Consider the following 16,859-nt stretch of genomic DNA (forward strand, 5'->3'; position numbering starts at 1 on the left):
CCGCAGGCGCCGTGTGACCGGAGTGGGCCGTGGGGGTGCGTCGCAGTCCGTCGCGTAGCTCGTCGCAGCAGACGCGCACCCGTCCCGGGATACGGCCGTATGCCAGCCCGGCGACGGACTCGACGCACCCCCACGGCCCCGACCCCACCACACCACCCCCCGCGCACCCCCACCCCACCACCACCGGAGCCAAACACCCCCGCTCACGCCTCGCGCAGCCGCCAGCCGTGGTGTACCGGCCCCACACCCGCCCCCAGCGGGAACCCCGCCTCGATCGCCCCCGTCACATACGCCTTCGCCGCCCGTGCCGCCTCCGGCACGGAATCCCCGTACGCCAGCCGCGCCGCCAGCGCGGACGCCAGTGTGCACCCCGTGCCATGCGTGTGGCGGTTGTCATACCGAGGCGCACGCAGCCAGTGCTCCTCCGCCCCGTCCGTCAGCAGATCCACCGCCTCGCCCGCCCCCACCAGATGCCCACCCTTCACCAGCACCCACCGCGGCCCGTACGCCAACACCGCCCGAGCCGCCGGCCGCAGCTGCTCCTCCGACTCCACCCGCACCCCCGTGAGCTGCGCCACCTCGTCCAGGTTCGGCGTCGCCACCGTCGCGACCGGCAGCAGCCGCGTCCGCACGGAGTCGAGCGCGGACTCGGCGAGCAGCGAGTCCCCGTGCTTCGACACCCCCACCGGATCGACGACCACGGGCACCCCCACGCCCGCCGGCAGCTCCGCCAGCAGCTCCGCCACCGCCTCCACCAGCTCCGCCGACGCCAGCATCCCCGTCTTGACGGCCTGCACCCCGATGTCGTCGACGACAGAGCGGTACTGCGCCCGCACCGCCCCCACCGGAAGTTCCCACGCCCCCTGCACGCCCACGGAGTTCTGCGCGGTCACGGCCGTGAGCACGCTCATCCCGTGCACGCCCAGCGCCAGCATCGTCTTCAGATCGGCCTGGATCCCGGCGCCCCCGCCGGAGTCGGACCCGGCCACGGTCAGCACCCGGGGCGGAGCGACGGCGGCGCTCATGACTCGATGTCCCCGAAGTGGTCCCAGCCGCCCTTGCTGGTCCACGGCGCCCCGTCCACCGTGACCTGCGGCAGCGCCGAGGGGTGCAGCACCTCGCCGATCACCTTCCACCGTGCCGGCAGCTTCACGTCGGGCGGGAAGGTCGCGACGATCGCGTGGTCCTCGCCGCCCGTCAGCACCCATTGCAGCGGATCGACGCCCACCGCCTGCCCGATGTCGTTCATCTGGGAGGGGACGTCCAGCGCCCCGGACCGCACGTCGATCCGCACCTTGCTCGCCTCGGCGATGTGCCCCAGGTCGGCGATGAGCCCGTCGCTGACGTCGCACATCGCGGTGGCGCCGAGCCCGGCCGCGGCCGGCCCCGCGTGGTAGGGCGGTTCGGGCCGCCGGTGGGCCTCGACGAAGGCCCGCGGCGACCGGAACCCCCGGGAGAGCACCGCGTGCCCGGCCGCGGACCACCCCAGCCATCCGGTGACGGCGACGACGTCACCGGGCTGCGCCCCGCCCCGGGTCACCGGCTCGTGGTTGCGCAGATCGCCCAGCGCCGTGATGGCCACGGTGATGGTGTCGCCCCGCACCACGTCACCGCCCACCACCGCCGCACCGGCGACCTGGCACTCGTCGCGCAGCCCGTCCATCAGCTCGGTCGGCCAGGTGACCGGCAGTTCCGCCGGGACGACGAGGCCGAGCAGCAGCGCGGTCGGCACCGCCCCCATCGCGGCGATGTCCGCGAGGTTCTGCGCGGCGGCCTTGCGGCCGACGTCGTACGCCGTGGACCAGTCGCGGCGGAAGTGCCGCCCCTCGAGCAGCAGATCGGTGCTCGCCACCACTCTGCGGTCGGGCGCGGAGACCACCGCGGCGTCGTCGCCGGGGCCGATCCGCACCGCCGGGGTGGTGGTGAGCCGGGAGGTGAGCTCCCTGATGAGCCCGAACTCCCCCAGCTCGCCCACGGTGCCCTTCATCGTCGTATCGCCCCTTCTGTCCCTGTCCGCACCACGTGCCCGATCCCGGGCCGGCCCGCACTCACGGCCGTCACCACCCATCCTGTGTCCGCCCCGGCACGCACACCCGCCGCACCACGGCGTGCGCGGGTCTCCCCGCGGCCGACGGCGACGCGATACCGTGGCGTCCCTTTCCCCCACATGATCCTCGTGGCCGCCCTGGAGGTTCCGTGGTACAGGCGTACATCCTGATCCAGACGGAGGTCGGCAAGGCGTCGACCGTCGCCGAGACGATCAGCAAGCTCCCCGGCATCATCCAGGCCGAGGACGTGACGGGTCCCTACGACGTCATCGTGCGCGCGCAGGCCGACACGGTCGACGAACTCGGCCGCATGGTGGTCGCCAGAGTCCAGCAAGTGGACGGCATCACACGCACGCTGACCTGCCCGGTGGTGCACCTGTAGCCCCCGTCTACCCTTGGCCGGTGAACTTCTTCCGCCACCGGCTCCTCGGCCTGCCCGTCGCCCCCGTCGCCGCGCTGCTGCTGGCGGCGACGGGCTGTTCCTCGGCAGACGGCGACGCCGCCCTCGCGGTTCCCTCCCCCGACGTGAAGACGGCGAAGGTGTGCCGGGCGCTGCACCGGGTGCTGCCCGGGAAGCTGGACGGACGGAGCCGCAACGACCCCGGGCCCCGGTCCGCCTACACGGCGGGCTGGGGAAGCCCAGCGATCATACTGCGCTGCGGTGTCGTACGACCGCCGAAGATGATCGACCCGAAGGTGGCCGAGGGCGGCGATCCGGACGCCGTGGCCGGTGGCGTGAACGGCGTCGACTGGCTGATGGAGAAGCAGGACGACGGCACCTGGCGGTTCACCACCGCCAACCGCGTGGCCTATGTGCAGGTGAGCCTGCCGAAGGGGATGTCCGGGCAGGAGGAGGGCGCCGGCGTCCTCACCGGACTGGCGTCCGCCGTCAAGAAGGCGGTCCCCGAGGGAACCGCCTCCATGACCTGAACCGTTCCGCGACTCCCGTCGGCGGTCAGCGCAGTCCGGTGGACCGCCCGAGCGCCGTCACGATCAGCCGGTCCACCAGCTCCCCGTAGGAGACGCCGGTCGCCTGCCACATCTGCGGGAACATCGAGATCGGCGTGAAGCCCGGCATCGTGTTGATCTCGTTGATGACGAACTCCCCGTCCTCGGTGAGGAAGAAGTCCGCCCGCACCAGCCCCTCGCAGGAGGCCGCCTCGAACGCCTCGACGGCCAGCCGCCGCACCTCGGCGGTCTCCTCCGGCGTCAGCGGGGCCGGGACCAGACCGGGTGTGGAGTCCAGGTACTTGGCCTCGAAGTCGTAGTACGCGTGGGCGTCCGGCGGCGGGATCTCGGCGGGCACCGAGGCCCGGGGCCCGTCCTCGAACTCCAGTACCCCGCACTCGATCTCGCGGCCCCGCAGCTCCGCCTCGACGATGATCTTCGGGTCGTGCCGCTGCGCCTCGGCGATCGCCTCGTTGAGGCCGGCGAGGCCGCCCACCTTCGTGATGCCGATGGACGAGCCCGCGCGCGCGGGCTTCACGAACAGCGGCCAGCCGTGCTCACCGGCGAAGTCGACGATCTTCTTGCGGGCGGCCGCCCGGTCGTTCGCCCACTCGCGCGGCCGGATCACCACGTAGGGGCCGACCTTCAGCCCGAACGAGGCGAACACCCGCTTCATGTAGTCCTTGTCCTGGCCGACGGCCGAGGCGAGCACGCCCGAACCCACGTACGGCACACCGGAGAGTTCCAGCAGCCCCTGGAGGGTGCCGTCCTCGCCGTAGGGGCCGTGCAGCACGGGGAAGACGACGTCGACCTCGCCGAGCGCCTTGGGCACCGAGCCGGGCTCGCTGTAGACGACCTCGCGGCTGGCCGGGTCGACGGGGAGCAGCACGCCGCCCTCGGCCGCCTCGGCGAGTTCGTCGACGTCCGGGGGCCGCCGGTCGACGATGGCCATGCGGGCCGGTTCGTCGGCAGTGAGCGCCCAGCGGCCTTCCCGTGTGATGCCGATCGGCAGGACGTCGTACTTGGTCCGGTCGATGGCGTTCAGCACGGCGCCGGCGGTGACCACGGAGATCCCGTGTTCGGAGCTGCGGCCGCCGAACACGACGGCCACGCGCGGCTTGCGGGGCGGCTGCCCGGGACTCTGGGGGAGGTTCTCGGTGCTCATATCGCGATGAGAGTACCCGTCCGTGTGCCCGGCGTCAGCGCCCGCCGCCGGCCGTCGCTGAGCGTCGCACGGATAGTCGCTCAGCGTGGCACGGACGGCCGCACGGACGGCCCCGGACCGGGCGGTGACGCGCGCGCTCCGGGCCGCGCCGGCCGGTGTCAGCGGCGTTCGGCCTTGGCGCTGCGGCCCATCAGTTCCTGGACGGCGGCCACCGGCGACTTGCCCTCGTGGACGATGCCGACGACGGTCTCGGTGAGCGGCATGTCGACGCCGTGCCGGCGCCCCAGATCCAGTACGGACTCGCAGGACTTGACGCCCTCGGCGGTCTGCCGGGTGACCGCGATGGTCTCCTGGACCGTCATGCCCTTGCCGAGGTTGGTGCCGAAGGTGTGGTTGCGGGAGAGCGGCGAGGAGCAGGTGGCGACCAGGTCGCCGAGGCCCGCGAGGCCGGAGAAGGTCAGCGGGTCGGCGCCCATGGCGTGGCCGAGCCGGGTGGTCTCGGCGAGGCCGCGGGTGATGAGCGAGCCCTTGGCGTTGTCGCCGAGCCCCATGCCGTCGGCGATGCCGACCGCGAGCCCGATGACGTTCTTGACCGCGCCGCCCAGTTCGCAGCCGACGACGTCGGTGTTGGTGTACGGGCGGAAGTACCGCGTGTGGCAGGCGGTCTGGAGCCTGCGGGCGACGTCCTCGTCGGTGCAGGCGACCACGGCGGCGGCCGGCATCCGGGCGGCGATCTCCCGGGCGAGGTTGGGGCCGGTGACCACGGCGATGCGCTCGGGGCCGACCTTGACGACGTCCTCGATCACCTCGCTCATCCGCATCGCGGAGCCGAGTTCGACGCCCTTCATCAGCGAGACCAGGACGGTGCCCGGGGCGAGCAGCGGGCCCCACTCGGCGAGGTTGGCGCGCAGCGTCTGGGACGGCACGGCGAGCACGGTGAAGTCGGCGCCGCGGGCGGCCTCGGCGGCATCGGCGGTGGCCCGCAGATTGTCGGGGAGTTCGACACCCGGCAGATAGTCGGGGTTGGTCCGGGTGGAGTTGACCGCCTCGGCCACCTCCGGGCGCCGCGCCCACAGGGTGACCTCGCACCCGGCGTCGGCGAGCACCATGCCGAAGGCCGTGCCCCACGATCCCGTACCGAAGACGGCGGCCCTGACCGGCTCGCTCACGTGCCCTGCCCCTCTTGCTGTGCGTGCTGTTCGCGCACGTCCCGCGGTGCGCGGTCCTGCTGCTCGTCGTCCCGCCGCTCGTCGACTTGCCGCTCGTCGGCCCGGCCGGCCTTCTCCCTGGCGGCGGCCGCCGCGGCGGTGCGTCTGCGCTGTGCGATGCGGACCTCGCGCGGGTCGTAGCGCTTGTCGGGCGCCTTCTCGCCGCGGATCTCCTCGAGCTGGCGGGTGATGGCGGCCATGATGACCTCCGTCGCCTCCTTCAGCAGCTCGGGTGTCATCTCGCGGCCGTAGAAGGAGCTGAGGTCCACCGGCGGGCCCGCGACGACGCGGTGCGTCTTGCGGGGGAAGAGGGCCGGCTTCTTGGCGTACGGCGGCAGCAGTTCGTTGGCGCCCCACTGGGCGACGGGGATCACCGGGCACCGGGTCTGGAGGGCGACGCGGGCGGCGCCGGTCTTGCCGGTCATGGGCCACTGGTCCGGGTCGCGGGTGAGGGTGCCCTCGGGGTAGAAGGCGACGCACTCGCCGCTCTCGACGGCGTCGATCGCGGCCCGGAAGGCGCTGAGCGCGTCCGTGGTCTCGCGGTAGACGGGGATCTGCCCGGTGCCGCGCATGGCGGCGCCGACGAATCCCTTGCGGAAAAGCCCGCTCTTCGCGAGAAAGCGCGGCACACGCCCGGTGTTGTACTGGTAGTGCGCGTACGCGAAGGGGTCCACATGCGAATTGTGGTTCACCGCGGTGATGAATCCGCCGTCGGCCGGCATGTTCTCCATTCCGCGCCAATCCCGCTTCAGCAGAACCACCAGCGGCGGTTTGCAGATCACCGCGGCGAAGCGGTACCAGAAGCCGATTCTCCGGCGGGGCACACGGACACCTTCCTCTAGGGGCTTTCGGGCCTGACGGGTCTGGAACCCGGGCCCGGGGGAGCCGCACAAGTGTGGCCCCGGGCCGCCTGTCTGTCGAGAACACCGTACGCCCCGGTGTGTGAACCGCCAGGTGGGACGTGGGCGGACGGTGTGCGGTCCGGGTGACAATGGGCGCGACGGGTCGGCGGACGGAGCGCGCGTGCAGTGGTCGTTGGTCATTCCGGTGAAAGCCCTGGCGCGGGCCAAGAGCCGCCTGACGGACACCGCCGGGGACGAAGTGCGCCCGGGGCTCGCGCTGGCGTTCGCGCAGGACACGGTGGCGGCGGCGCTCGCCTGTCCCCAGGTGCGCGATGTGGCGGTCGTCACGGACGACCCGCTCGCCGCGCGTGAGCTGTCCGCGCTGGGCGCGGTGCCCGTCCCCGACGAGCCGGCGGGCGGGCTGAACGCGGCGCTGGCGCACGGGGCGGGGGCCGTGCGGTCCCGGCGGCCGGGCGCGGCGCTGGCCGCCCTCAACGCCGATCTTCCGGCGCTGCGGCCCGCCGAATTGGGGCGGGTCCTCGATGCGGCCGTCGAATTCCCGCGGTCCTTTCTCGCGGATGCCGCGGGAATCGGTACGACGTTGCTCGCGGCGGGGGCGGGGCAGGAATTGCGGCCGGCGTTCGGTGTGGATTCCCGGCGGCGGCATCTGGCTTCTGGGGCGGTGGAACTCGCGCCGGGCGCGGTGGACTCCGTGCGGCAGGACGTCGACACGGGGGCGGATCTGCGGGCGGCGCTGGCGTTGGGGGTGGGGGTGCGGACGGCGGCCGCGGTGGGGGCCCTGCCGCTGGGGGCGTTGCCGTCCGGGTGCGGGTATTAGGCTGCGGGTATGCAGGCGACCGCGTACACGTACGACTCCGAGACCCGTGCCGGGCAGGTGCTGCTCGACGACGGGACGCCGGTCGCGTTCGACGCGGCGGCGTTCGACGCGGGGGGACTGCGGCTGCTGCGCCCCGGGCAGCGGGTGCGCGTGGAGACGGCCGGCGAGGGCGACGCCCTCCGCATCACCCTGGTGACCTTGCAGACGTTCTGAGATCGGGGGGGTGGCCCGGGATTTTCCTCGCCCCCGCCGCCCCTACCCGTCCCGTCCTCAAGGGGCTCCGCCCCTTTGACCCCGTACGGGGCTTCACCCCGTTGCGCAGTTCCCCGCGCCCCTGAAAAAGCAGGGGCTTCCTGCTTTTTCAGGGGCGCGGGGAACCGCGGGACCAGCCACGGCGCGGCCGCACCCGCCCGACGACCCGCACCTCCGAGCTACTGGGCGCCCCTGCACCGCGGGCCGGACCCCAAGGGGTCCGGCCCGGCACGTGTCAATAACTGGCTGTGCGCGGCTCACTGCCGCGCACTGCTCGCCCGCTTCGCCGTCGTCGTCTTGCGCGCCGGCGACTTGCGTGCCGGTGCCTTCTTCGCGGTGGCCTTCTTCGCGGGGGCCTTCTTGGCCGTCGCCTTCGTGGCCGTCTTCTTCGCCGCCGCCGTGGACTTCTTCGCGGCGGCCGTCTTCGCCGTGCCGGTCGTCTTCTTGGCGGCGGTCTTCTTCGCCGTCGCCGTGGTCTTCTTGGCGGCCGTCTTCTTCGTCGCCGCCGCGGCCGTCTTGCGCGCGCCCGTCGCCTTCTTGGCAGCGGCCTTCTTGCCCGCGGCCTTGGCGATGGTGGGCGGCGGGCCCGAAAGGCTGCCCTTGGGCGCCTTCTTGACCGCGACCTCGCCGCCCTTGGGCAGCTTCTTGGACCCGCTCACCAGGTCCTTGAACCCCTGACCGGCGCGGAAGCGCGGCACGGACGTCTTCTTGACCCGCACCCGCTCCCCGGTCTGCGGGTTACGGGCATAGCGGGCCGGGCGGTCCACCTTCTCGAAGGAACCGAAGCCGGTGACGGAGACCCGGTCCCCGGCGACGACCGCGCGGACGATGGCGTCCAGTACGGCGTCGACCGCGTCGGCGGCCTGCTGACGCCCGCCCATCTTGTCGGCAATCGCTTCTACGAGCTGCGCCTTGTTCACGTCTTCCCCTTCGGAGACATTGCCCGAACGAAACTGTTCAAGCCTTTTCGCACGTTAGGCAGATACATACCGCAAATCAAACACGAAACGGGCTAATCACCCTTGTGCCGCAACGGACTCGGCTGCCGGGAACTCCCCTCAGCCGTCGGCCCCGGGGAGCCGGCCCTCGTCGAGGTCCTCCGAGAACCGCTCCAGGCGCCTTGCCGCACCGGCGAGATCGTGTTTGGCCGCGGCCGTAATGACCAGCAGCTTCCGGGTCAGCGCCATCCGTACGCCCTCCGGGACTTGCAGTGCGCGCACCCTGGAGTGCGCTTCCTTGAGCTGGTTCGCGACCGCCGTATAGAGCTCGAGTTGGCCGTCGTGTTCCATGCACAGATTGTGCCATCTGGGGCGAGTTGTCGCCCCCGCAGGGGGCAACTGCCGTTGCGGACAGTCGTCCGGGCAGGTGCCGCGATCACCCCGTCGGGGGTCGCGTACCCAGGCAAACACCTTTGTAACCTGGGCAGTTGGCTCCGAGTACGGGGGCGCGCCGGCCGGTCCGGGCGCCGACACGGCCGTATCCCCGACCGTCCACGATTGGGGGTACGCGGCTGTCGGCGGTGGCCGAAACCCGACGGGTGGCTTCCGGCCGACCGGCCGGAAGGCGCCACCGGACCACTCCCGGCACCCGGAAACGGCGAACGCCCGCCGTCCCTGGGGGACGGCGGGCGTTCGCCGGTGCGTGGCCGGGCGGGCCGGAGGGTCAGACCGGGAGCGTGCGCGGCTTGAACGAGGGCCGCTTGGCCTCGTACGTCGCGATGTCCGCCTCGTTCTGGAGCGTGATGGAGATGTCGTCGAGGCCGTTCAGCAGCCGCCAGCGGGCGTTCTCGTCCAGCTCGAAGGAGGCGGTGATGCCCTCGGCGCGCACCTCGCGGGCCTCGAGGTCGACCGTGATCTCCGTCTGCGGGTCCTTCTCGGTGAGCTCCTGCAACGCCTCCACGACCTGCTGGTCCAGGACGACGGTGAGCAGGCCGTTCTTCAGCGAGTTGCCGCGGAAGATGTCGGCGAAGCGGGCCGAGATCACGGCCTTGAAGCCGTAGTTCTGCAACGCCCACACGGCGTGCTCGCGGGAGGAGCCGGTGCCGAAGTCGGGGCCGGCCACCAGGACCGTGGCGCCCTGCCGCTCGGGCTGGTTGAGGATGAACGACGGGTCCTTGCGCCATGCCTCGAACAGCCCGTCCTCGAACCCGTCCCGCGTCACCTTCTTGAGCCAGTGGGCGGGGATGATCTGGTCGGTGTCGACGTTGCTGCGCCGCAGCGGGACGGCCCGGCCGGTGTGGGTGGTGAATGCTTCCATGACTGATCAGACTCCAGCGGGCACGGGGGCGTCGGACAGGTCGGCGGGGGACGCGAGGTGGCCCGTGACCGCGGTGGCGGCGGCGACCTGCGGGGAGACCAGGTGGGTGCGCCCGCCCTTGCCCTGCCGGCCCTCGAAGTTGCGGTTGGAGGTGGACGCCGAGCGCTCACCGGGGGCGAGCTGGTCGGGGTTCATGCCCAGACACATCGAGCAGCCCGCGTGCCGCCATTCGGCGCCGGCCTCCTTGAAGACGACGTCCAGGCCCTCGGAGACGGCCTGGAGGCCGACCCGCGCGGAGCCGGGGACGACCAGCATCCGTACGCCGTCGGCGACTTTGCGGCCCTTGACGATCTCGGCGGCGGCACGCAGGTCCTCGATGCGGCCGTTGGTGCACGAGCCCACGAAGACGGTGTCGACCTTGATCTCGCGCAGCGGCTGCCCGGCCGCCAACCCCATGTACTCCAGGGCCTTTTCGGCGGCGAGCCGCTCCGAGGCGTCCTCGTAGGAGGCCGGGTCGGGGACGGCGGAGGAGAGCGGGGCGCCCTGGCCGGGGTTGGTGCCCCAGGTGACGAACGGCGACAGCGCGGCGGCGTCGATGACGACCTCGGCGTCGAAGACCGCGTCCTCGTCGGTGCGCAGGGTCTTCCAGTACGCGACGGCGGCGTCCCAGTCGGCGCCCTCGGGGGCGTGCGCGCGGCCCTCGAGGTAGGCGAACGTGGTCTCGTCGGGGGCGATCATGCCGGCGCGGGCGCCGGCCTCGATCGACATGTTGCAGATGGTCATGCGGGCCTCCATCGAGAGCTTCTCGATGGCGGAGCCGCGGTACTCCAGGATGTAGCCCTGGCCGCCGCCGGTGCCGATCTTGGCGATGATCGCGAGGATCAGGTCCTTGGCGGTGACGCCGTCGGGCAGCTCGCCGTCGACCGTGATCGCCATGGTCTTCGGGCGGGCCATCGGCAGCGTCTGGGTGGCCAGTACGTGCTCGACCTGGGAGGTGCCGATGCCGAACGCCAGCGCGCCGAACGCGCCGTGCGTGGAGGTGTGCGAGTCGCCGCAGACGACGGTGGTGCCGGGCTGGGTCAGCCCGAGCTGCGGGCCGACGACGTGCACGACGCCCTGCTCGACGTCGCCCAGCGGGTGCAGCCGGACGCCGAAGTCCGCGCAGTTCTTGCGCAGCGTCTCCAGCTGGGCGCGGGAGACGGGGTCGGCGATCGGCTTGTCGATGTCGAGGGTGGGGGTGTTGTGGTCCTCGGTCGCGATGGTGAGGTCCAGGCGCCGCACCGTGCGACCGGTCTGGCGCAGCCCGTCGAAGGCCTGCGGGCTGGTCACCTCGTGCAGCAGGTGCAGATCGATGAAGAGGAGGTCGGGCTCGCCCTCGGCGCGCCGGACGACGTGGTCGTCCCAGACCTTCTCCGCGAGTGTCCTACCCATCGCTTTCCCTCCGGCCGGCGACGACTGTGTCCGCCGGCCCAACTAGAGATCCTGGGGGGAGCGCCCGTCCCCTGCGAGTTCCGGTGAACTCCCGGGCGTCCGCCGTCGGGCCCGTGGTCACCGGGCCCGCTGTGTGGTGCTGTGTGTGTTCCAGAGTGGCGCGTTCCACGGAAAATTGAACTTGCGTTTCACAGAGTGAGACGCAAGTATCGTTGCATGGACAACAGTAGCGGCGTCGGCGTCCTGGACAAGGCAGCCCTTGTCCTGAGCGCCCTGGAGTCCGGACCCGCCACCCTCGCAGGACTGGTCGCGGCCACCGGACTGGCACGACCCACGGCCCACCGGCTGGCCGTGGCGCTGGAGCACCACCGCATGGTGGCGCGGGACATGCAGGGGCGTTTCATTCTCGGCCCCCGGCTGGCCGAACTGGCCGCCGCGGCGGGCGAGGACCGGCTGCTGGCGACGGCGGGCCCGGTCCTCACGCACCTGCGGGACATGACGGGCGAGAGCGCCCAGCTCTACCGCCGCCAGGGCGACATGCGCATCTGCGTCGCCGCGGCCGAGCGGCTGTCCGGCCTGCGGGACACGGTCCCGGTCGGCTCGACGCTGACGATGAAGGCCGGTTCCTCCGCGCAGATCCTCATGGCCTGGGAGGAGCCGGAGCGCCTGCACCGCGGGCTTCAGGGCGCCCGCTTCACGGCGACGGCGCTCTCCGGCGTACGGCGCCGGGGCTGGGCCCAGTCGATCGGCGAGCGCGAGCCGGGCGTCGCCTCCGTCTCCGCGCCGGTGCGGGGTCCGTCCAACCGCGTGGTGGCCGCCGTGTCGGTCTCCGGCCCCATCGAGCGCCTCTCCCGCCACCCGGGCCGGATGCACGCCCAGGCGGTCATCGACGCCGCCGGCCGCCTCTCCGAGGCCCTGCGCCGCTCGGGCTGACGACCCCGACCCCGCCTCGACCGGGGAGGGCCGGCCCCAACGCCGCGGCAGACCCTCCCCCGCCCCTCCTCCCCCGCGCCCCCGGTCAGGCGGACCGGTGCGCGAACCGGTCCTTCGCCCTGCGCCCCCGCTTCTCCAGCGGCAGTTGGCCGTGCGCCGCCGCGAGGCCGAAGGGCGGCATGTCCGCGTAGATCGACTCGTAGGACCCCTCGGGCACCACGTAGGTCTCGTGCCACAGCCCCACGTGCTGCCGCGCCTTTCCCTCCCGCTCCTTGCGGTTGAGGATCGCCCAGGCCCGGTGGTGGAACATGTCGGGCGAGGTGGCGTACGCGTAGAGCTTCTCCTTGGACTCCCAGTACTGGACGACGTAGTACGTCCGCGGCGAGGCGGTCAGCAGGACGTGACCGAGCAGTCCGCGCCCGGGGTCCCGCGTCAGTTCGCGCAGCATGCGCGGCATCGCGCGCAGCACCGGCAGCCAGTGGTGCGCCGCCCAGAAGTGGTTGATCCGCATCCCGATGAGCAGGACGACGACGTCACCCTCGGCGCCGGCGGTGGTGCGGCCGGCGGTGACGGACTTGCCTCCCATGAGCTCTCCCCCTGGAGTCGTCAGTTGGCTAGCGGCACTATCCGATCGCCGCATGCTTGGATAGTGCCGTTGTCCGAGGAGGAGCGCAAGGGATGCGGCTGGCCGAGTTGAGCGAGCGGAGCGGGGTGTCGACCGCGACGATCAAGTACTACCTGCGCGAGGGCCTGTTGGCGCCGGGCCGGCAGGTCAACGCGACGACCGCGGAGTACGACGAGGAGCATCTGCGCCGGCTGCGGCTGGTGCGGGCGCTGATCCAGGTGGGCCGGATCCCGGTGGCGACCGCCAAGGAGGTCCTCGGACACATCGACGACGAGTCGCTGGGCCGGACGATGCGGCTGGGCGCGGCCCTGTGGGCGCTGCCGCAGCCGCCGGCGCCGGACGAGGACGACCCCGCCGTGACCGCCGCCCGGCGCGAGGTGGAGCGGCTGCTGACGGAGGTGCGCTGGGACTCCGTACGGGAGCTGGGCGACCTCTCCCCCGTCCACCGTTCGCTGGTGACGACGGTGGCGACGCTGATCCGGCTCGGCTACGACTGGAACGCCGAAGTCCTGGTGCCCTACGCGCGGTTGATGCGCCAGGTGGCGGCGCGCGACCTGGACTTCCTGGAGACGCACGAGTCGGATGCGGAGAAGGCCGAGATGGCGGTCGCGGCGGCGGTGCTCTTCGAACCGGTCCTGCGGGCGCTGCACCGGCTGGCCCAGGAGGAGGAGTCGGCGCGGCGGTACGGCATCGTCTGAGCGGCACCCTGCCGCGCACACGGCGAAGGGCCCTCCCGAGGGAGGGCCCTTCGTCTTCTCGTGTACCCCCGACCGGATTCGAACCGGCGCTACCGCCTTGAGAGGGCGGCGTGCTAGGCCGCTACACAACGGGGGCGTGGATCGTACGAGCGCTCAATGCTGCACCGCCGCAGATCCGAGCTGGTCTACCTGGACTCGAACCAAGACTAACTGAACCAGAATCAGTCGTGCTGCCAATTACACCATAGACCAATGATGGTTTAGACCAGTCAGTACCCCCGACCGGATTCGAACCGGCGCTACCGCCTTGAGAGGGCGGCGTGCTAGGCCGCTACACAACGGGGGCCCTAGCGGCTCCGACATGATCGGAACCCGTACCCCCGACCGGATTCGAACCGGCGCTACTGCCTTGAGAGGGCAGCGTGCTAGGCCGCTACACAACGGGGGCTTCGCGGATGAGATCCGCTGGTGCAGACTGAAGCGTCTGCGAGCTGGCCTACCTGGACTCGAACCAAGACTAACTGAACCAGAATCAGTCGTGCTGCCAATTACACCATAGGCCACTGGAACGCAAGCCCCTGCGGGGTTTTTGTTCTAGTTCTGCGCTTCCGGTTCCCGATGCCTCTCGGCCCGTTCCGCGGTGGCGCAGGAAGAACATTACCCGAAGGTGGACGGCGCTCCAAAACGGGTTGTGACGGCTCAGCCCTCGTCGGGGTCGGGGAGGACGAAGAAGTCGGTGAGGTAGCAGGTGACCTCGCCCGCCGCCGAGCGGCCTATCCAGGTGGGGTACGCGCCGTCGCCCCAGCCGGAGGAGAAGGCGGCCAGGGTGTGGCCGGTGCCGGGGGCGGTGACCAGGTGCGGTCCCGGGGCCCAGTCGCTGTTCTCGAAGGCGTCCCAGACGGGGCCCTCGTCGCCCTCCCTCTCGGCGAAGGAGGCGTCGGCGGCCGCGTCGTAGAAGCAGCCGGCGCCGGCGTCCACGCCGTAGCCGTAGAACTCGTCCTCGCCGAGCGCGGCGGTGTCCTGGCCGGGGCACAGGGCCGGCTCCCAGCGGACGGTGGGCTCCTCGCGCACGACCAGCCGGGCGGCGGCCACACGCAGGTGCGGCTCCTCGGACGGGGGCTCCTCGGGCTCGGTCAGGGTCGCCACGGCGGCCTCGACGCGGTAGCGGCCGGGCTCGACGGCGACGGTGAACGGTTCGCTCTCGCCCCGCCCGAGGGACACGAAGGGATCGCAGGCCACGACCTGCCCGGTGGGCAGCCACAGTTCACCGCCGTCGGCCACATGGAGCGTGCCGACGGTTCCCGACTCGTACGTGAAGGTGGAACCGGGGGTGAACAGCCACGCGTAGTCGCGTGCGGTCATCGGCATGACGGGCCCTTCCGGGGTGCGTCGCCCGTGCGGCCGGGGTCGGGGCGGGCGAGGAACGGTGGAATGCCGAAGACTAGTCTCCGGGCCGGGAACCTCGCGGGGGCGGTGCCGCCGAGGACCGGCGGGAGCGGGGACGCGGGCGACGGCGGTGGTCCCGCGGCCGGTCCGGGCGCGGTCCGCGGCGGCGGGCGGGCAACGGCCGCTCCCGTGCGCCGAGTTCGCGGCACCCCGCCGCGGTCCGCCGGCCGCGGCCCTCCGGGCCCGGCCTCCCGGCCCCGCCGGAGCGGCGGCACCCCTCCCCCGGCCGGCGCGGGAGCGGCCCGGCCCCGTCCTTCAGGTTCCGTCCGCCGCCCGTGGCGCCGGTCCGGTCAGTCCGTACAGCAGCAGGTCCGTGAGGGAGTCCACGACGTCCGGGGCGTCCTCGCCGCCGGGGGGCGTGAGCAGGGCGTAGTTGAGGGTGACGAGCATCGCGCCCATCGACGCCGCGACGAACTCGGGGTCGCCCGGCAGCCGGTGTCCGCGCTCGACCAGGTACTCCAGGTGCTCCCGGATGGTCGCCGTCTGCGCGCGCAGGTCGCGCCAGGCCCGGCCCGTGCCGGGATCGTCGGCCACCATCGCCTGGAACAGCGCGAGCGCGACCGGGCGGTTCTGCCGCATCACGGTCCACGCGGCATCGAGGTGGTCGCGCAACTGCTCGCGGTCGGTCAGGTCGTGGTCGCGGGGGTGTTCCAGGCCCCTCATGCGCGTGTCGATCGCTCCCTCCATCTCGGCGAGCAGCGCCTGGAGCAGCTCCTCCTTGCCGGCGAAGTGCTCGTAGAAGGAGCCGGTCGAGCGGCCGGCCGCGGCGGTGATGTCGGTGATCTTCGTATTGAGGTAGCCGCGCTCGCTGAACAGCCCCCGCGCCGCGTCCAGCAGCGCGGCACGCGTCTGGGCCGCCCTGACCTTTCGACTGACGGAGCCCTGCGGCATGTCGTCCTCCCTCGGCTGTTGACAGGCGCCAGCGTATCGGAACACACTTTCACCGAACCAATATTCAGTGAACATGAATTCAGGGAGGCTCTCATGCGCACGATCGTGATCGGTGGAGGCATAGCCGGGCCCGCCATGGCCCTCGCGCTGCGGCGGATCGGCCACGAGGTGACCGTCTACGAGGCGTACGAGGTTCCGCCCGAGGAGGTCGGCGCCCACCTCGGCCTGGCGGTCAACGGCCTGCGCGCACTGGAGAAGCTGGGCCTCCTGCACGAGGCGCAGGCGGCCGGGTACCCCGTCGAACGGATGCGGTTCTACACGCCGGGCGGCCACCTCCTGGGCGACGCGCCACGTCTTCGGCGCGAGACCGACTCGATGCGCAGCGTCGCGCTGCACCGCGGACAGCTTGTCGCGATCCTGCGGCGCGCGGCGCTCGACGCGGGCGCGAAGATCGTCACCGGCGAACGCCTGGTGGGCGCGACGGAGTCGGCGGACAGTGTGGTGGCCGAATTCGCCTCCGGCCGGCGCGAGAGCGCGGAGCTGCTCGTGGGTGCCGACGGCATCTGGTCGACGGTGCGCGGGCTGATCGACTCGTCCGCGCCGCGCGCGGAGTACGCGGGGCTCTACGGGGTCGCCGGCGTCGCGCACGTGAAGGGTCTCGAGACCGGCGTCTGGAACCTCACCTACGCGCGCAGCGGCGCCTTCGTCCACACCACCATCGACGAGAACACCCAGTGGTGGGCGGCTCAGATCGGGGATCCGGTCAAGCCGAACCTGCGGGGCATCGACGACGCCGAATGGCTGCGGCGCATCACCGAGTTGTTCCCCGAGGCCATGCCGCGCACCATCATCGGAGGCGCGACGGAGATCGTCGCGTCCGGCTACCTGAACGTCTGCGACACGGTCCGGACGTGGCACAGCGGGCGCATGGTCCTGGTCGGCGACGCCGCCCACCCCGTCGGCGTCGGACACGGCGCCTCGGTGTCGATCGAGGACGCGCTGGAGCTCGCGGCGGCGCTGAGCGGGGCTCCGAGCGTCCCGGCGGCGCTCAGGACCTACGACACGGCACGCCGCCCGCGCATCGACAAGCTGCTCAAGCACGGGCACAACGCCCGTGAGACGAAGCGGCCCGGCGCCGTGAAGCGACAGATCGACCAGGCGAAGATGCGCGTGCTCCTCCCGTTCTTCGACCGGGCGCAGGGCTATCTGTACGACTACGAGCCGCCGTCCCTGCCCGCCGTGGGCGCCTCACGGTAGGGCCTCGTTCACTGCGGGACG

At 72.2% G+C, this 16,859-nt stretch carries 19 protein-coding genes and 5 tRNA genes; 7 read left to right on the top strand and 17 right to left on the bottom strand.

Annotated features, from left to right (window positions below):
* Nucleotides 1-203: 203 nt before the first annotated feature.
* Together thiD and IO29_RS27370 are read right to left on the bottom strand one after the other, a co-directional pair.
* Nucleotides 204-1,025: a bifunctional hydroxymethylpyrimidine kinase/phosphomethylpyrimidine kinase gene (thiD, locus tag IO29_RS27365; protein WP_030382546.1), complete on the bottom strand. Its 822-nt coding sequence runs from the start codon at nucleotides 1,023-1,025 to the stop codon at nucleotides 204-206.
* A complete protein-coding gene (locus IO29_RS27370; protein WP_030382545.1) occupies nucleotides 1,022-1,987 on the bottom strand; it encodes a thiamine-phosphate kinase in 966 nt (321 codons plus the stop codon). The genes thiD and IO29_RS27370 overlap by 4 nt, the downstream gene beginning before the upstream one ends.
* A 209-nt stretch (nucleotides 1,988-2,196) precedes the next feature.
* On the opposite strand from IO29_RS27370, the gene IO29_RS27375 reads away from it, so the two are divergent.
* Entirely contained in the window at nucleotides 2,197-2,430 is a 234-nt protein-coding gene (locus IO29_RS27375) for an Lrp/AsnC family transcriptional regulator (protein WP_030382544.1), read from the top strand.
* Between the two features lie 20 nt (nucleotides 2,431-2,450).
* Nucleotides 2,451-2,978 carry a DUF3515 domain-containing protein gene (locus tag IO29_RS27380; protein WP_030382543.1) on the top strand — a complete coding sequence of 176 codons (528 nt, stop codon included), beginning with the start codon at nucleotides 2,451-2,453 and terminating at the stop codon, nucleotides 2,976-2,978.
* A gap of 25 nt (nucleotides 2,979-3,003) precedes the next feature.
* Here IO29_RS27380 and IO29_RS27385 read toward each other — a convergent pair whose 3' ends face one another.
* From IO29_RS27385 to IO29_RS27395, 3 genes are all read right to left on the bottom strand, one after another.
* Nucleotides 3,004-4,161, bottom strand: coding sequence for a D-alanine--D-alanine ligase family protein (locus tag IO29_RS27385; protein ID WP_030382542.1), 1,158 nt, complete (start codon nucleotides 4,159-4,161; stop codon nucleotides 3,004-3,006).
* 158 nt (nucleotides 4,162-4,319) lie between these two features.
* Nucleotides 4,320-5,330, bottom strand: a complete 1,011-nt coding sequence (locus tag IO29_RS27390) for an NAD(P)H-dependent glycerol-3-phosphate dehydrogenase (protein WP_030382541.1) — start codon at nucleotides 5,328-5,330, stop codon at nucleotides 4,320-4,322.
* A complete protein-coding gene (locus tag IO29_RS27395; RefSeq protein ID WP_030382540.1) occupies nucleotides 5,327-6,193 on the bottom strand; it encodes a lysophospholipid acyltransferase family protein in 867 nt (288 codons plus the stop codon). The genes IO29_RS27390 and IO29_RS27395 overlap by 4 nt, the downstream gene beginning before the upstream one ends.
* Before the next feature lie 199 nt (nucleotides 6,194-6,392).
* On the opposite strand from IO29_RS27395, the gene cofC reads away from it, so the two are divergent.
* Both cofC and IO29_RS27405 read left to right on the top strand, forming a co-directional pair.
* Nucleotides 6,393-7,049, top strand: coding sequence for a 2-phospho-L-lactate guanylyltransferase (cofC, locus tag IO29_RS27400; RefSeq protein ID WP_030382539.1), 657 nt, complete (start codon nucleotides 6,393-6,395; stop codon nucleotides 7,047-7,049).
* 9 nt (nucleotides 7,050-7,058) lie between these two features.
* Nucleotides 7,059-7,262, top strand: coding sequence for a hypothetical protein (locus tag IO29_RS27405; RefSeq protein WP_030382538.1), 204 nt, complete (start codon nucleotides 7,059-7,061; stop codon nucleotides 7,260-7,262).
* A gap of 296 nt (nucleotides 7,263-7,558) precedes the next feature.
* Here the strand turns inward: IO29_RS27405 and IO29_RS27410 are convergent, their stop codons facing one another.
* The 4 genes from IO29_RS27410 to leuC form a co-directional block, all read right to left on the bottom strand.
* Nucleotides 7,559-8,221 (bottom strand): HU family DNA-binding protein, encoded by a 663-nt coding sequence (locus IO29_RS27410; RefSeq protein WP_030382537.1) that lies wholly within the window; start codon nucleotides 8,219-8,221, stop codon nucleotides 7,559-7,561.
* A 138-nt stretch (nucleotides 8,222-8,359) separates the two neighbouring features.
* The gene (locus IO29_RS27415; protein WP_030382536.1) at nucleotides 8,360-8,590 is read right to left on the bottom strand and encodes an SCO5555 family protein; all 231 of its coding nucleotides are present in this window, start codon (nucleotides 8,588-8,590) and stop codon (nucleotides 8,360-8,362) included.
* 373 nt (nucleotides 8,591-8,963) lie between these two features.
* Nucleotides 8,964-9,557: a 3-isopropylmalate dehydratase small subunit gene (leuD, locus tag IO29_RS27420; RefSeq protein WP_030382535.1), complete on the bottom strand. Its 594-nt coding sequence runs from the start codon at nucleotides 9,555-9,557 to the stop codon at nucleotides 8,964-8,966.
* Nucleotides 9,558-9,563: 6 nt separating this feature from the next.
* The gene (gene leuC, locus IO29_RS27425) at nucleotides 9,564-10,988 is read right to left on the bottom strand and encodes a 3-isopropylmalate dehydratase large subunit (RefSeq protein WP_030382534.1); all 1,425 of its coding nucleotides are present in this window, start codon (nucleotides 10,986-10,988) and stop codon (nucleotides 9,564-9,566) included.
* Nucleotides 10,989-11,204: 216 nt separating this feature from the next.
* Here leuC and ndgR point away from each other — a divergent pair, with 216 nt between their 5' ends.
* Nucleotides 11,205-11,921: an IclR family transcriptional regulator NdgR gene (gene ndgR / locus IO29_RS27430; protein WP_006139611.1), complete on the top strand. Its 717-nt coding sequence runs from the start codon at nucleotides 11,205-11,207 to the stop codon at nucleotides 11,919-11,921.
* Nucleotides 11,922-12,006: 85 nt separating this feature from the next.
* Here ndgR and IO29_RS27435 read toward each other — a convergent pair whose 3' ends face one another.
* Nucleotides 12,007-12,507, bottom strand: coding sequence for a DUF4188 domain-containing protein (locus IO29_RS27435; protein WP_030382533.1), 501 nt, complete (start codon nucleotides 12,505-12,507; stop codon nucleotides 12,007-12,009).
* A 92-nt stretch (nucleotides 12,508-12,599) separates the two neighbouring features.
* Here IO29_RS27435 and IO29_RS27440 point away from each other — a divergent pair, with 92 nt between their 5' ends.
* On the top strand, nucleotides 12,600-13,244 hold the full coding sequence (locus IO29_RS27440; RefSeq protein ID WP_030382532.1) for a MerR family transcriptional regulator: 645 nt from the start codon (nucleotides 12,600-12,602) through the stop codon (nucleotides 13,242-13,244).
* Nucleotides 13,245-13,307: 63 nt separating this feature from the next.
* Here IO29_RS27440 and IO29_RS27445 read toward each other — a convergent pair.
* The 7 genes from IO29_RS27445 to IO29_RS27475 form a co-directional block, all read right to left on the bottom strand.
* Nucleotides 13,308-13,380 (bottom strand) — tRNA-Glu (locus IO29_RS27445).
* Between the two features lie 44 nt (nucleotides 13,381-13,424).
* A tRNA-Gln gene (locus IO29_RS27450) sits at nucleotides 13,425-13,496 on the bottom strand.
* A 21-nt stretch (nucleotides 13,497-13,517) separates the two neighbouring features.
* A tRNA-Glu gene (locus IO29_RS27455) sits at nucleotides 13,518-13,590 on the bottom strand.
* Nucleotides 13,591-13,619: 29 nt separating this feature from the next.
* Nucleotides 13,620-13,692: transfer RNA gene (locus IO29_RS27460), tRNA-Glu, on the bottom strand.
* A 43-nt stretch (nucleotides 13,693-13,735) separates the two neighbouring features.
* A tRNA-Gln gene (locus tag IO29_RS27465) sits at nucleotides 13,736-13,807 on the bottom strand.
* Nucleotides 13,808-13,943: 136 nt separating this feature from the next.
* Entirely contained in the window at nucleotides 13,944-14,612 is a 669-nt protein-coding gene (locus IO29_RS27470; RefSeq protein WP_030382531.1) for a DUF4241 domain-containing protein, read from the bottom strand.
* 333 nt (nucleotides 14,613-14,945) lie between these two features.
* Nucleotides 14,946-15,581: a TetR/AcrR family transcriptional regulator gene (locus IO29_RS27475; protein WP_030382530.1), complete on the bottom strand. Its 636-nt coding sequence runs from the start codon at nucleotides 15,579-15,581 to the stop codon at nucleotides 14,946-14,948.
* 93 nt (nucleotides 15,582-15,674) lie between these two features.
* Here IO29_RS27475 and IO29_RS27480 point away from each other — a divergent pair, with 93 nt between their 5' ends.
* Nucleotides 15,675-16,838, top strand: coding sequence for an FAD-dependent oxidoreductase (locus IO29_RS27480; RefSeq protein ID WP_030382529.1), 1,164 nt, complete (start codon nucleotides 15,675-15,677; stop codon nucleotides 16,836-16,838).
* Nucleotides 16,839-16,859 lie beyond the last annotated feature (21 nt).

The organism is Streptomyces sp. NRRL F-6676 (assembly GCF_000725625.1).
GTDB lineage: Bacteria > Actinomycetota > Actinomycetes > Streptomycetales > Streptomycetaceae > Streptomyces.

Coding starts and splice junctions, on each gene's coding strand:
- thiD (WP_030382546.1), bottom strand. CDS start 1,025: ATGAGCGCCGCCGTCGCTCCGCCCCGGGTGCTGACCGTGGCCGGGTCC.
- IO29_RS27370 (WP_030382545.1), bottom strand. CDS start 1,987: ATGAAGGGCACCGTGGGCGAGCTGGGGGAGTTCGGGCTCATCAGGGAG.
- IO29_RS27385 (WP_030382542.1), bottom strand. CDS start 4,161: ATGAGCACCGAGAACCTCCCCCAGAGTCCCGGGCAGCCGCCCCGCAAG.
- IO29_RS27405 (WP_030382538.1), top strand. CDS start 7,059: ATGCAGGCGACCGCGTACACGTACGACTCCGAGACCCGTGCCGGGCAG.
- IO29_RS27415 (WP_030382536.1), bottom strand. CDS start 8,590: ATGGAACACGACGGCCAACTCGAGCTCTATACGGCGGTCGCGAACCAG.
- leuD (WP_030382535.1), bottom strand. CDS start 9,557: ATGGAAGCATTCACCACCCACACCGGCCGGGCCGTCCCGCTGCGGCGC.
- leuC (WP_030382534.1), bottom strand. CDS start 10,988: ATGGGTAGGACACTCGCGGAGAAGGTCTGGGACGACCACGTCGTCCGG.
- ndgR (WP_006139611.1), top strand. CDS start 11,205: ATGGACAACAGTAGCGGCGTCGGCGTCCTGGACAAGGCAGCCCTTGTC.
- IO29_RS27435 (WP_030382533.1), bottom strand. CDS start 12,507: ATGGGAGGCAAGTCCGTCACCGCCGGCCGCACCACCGCCGGCGCCGAG.
- IO29_RS27440 (WP_030382532.1), top strand. CDS start 12,600: ATGCGGCTGGCCGAGTTGAGCGAGCGGAGCGGGGTGTCGACCGCGACG.
- IO29_RS27470 (WP_030382531.1), bottom strand. CDS start 14,612: ATGCCGATGACCGCACGCGACTACGCGTGGCTGTTCACCCCCGGTTCC.
- IO29_RS27475 (WP_030382530.1), bottom strand. CDS start 15,581: ATGCCGCAGGGCTCCGTCAGTCGAAAGGTCAGGGCGGCCCAGACGCGT.
- IO29_RS27480 (WP_030382529.1), top strand. CDS start 15,675: ATGCGCACGATCGTGATCGGTGGAGGCATAGCCGGGCCCGCCATGGCC.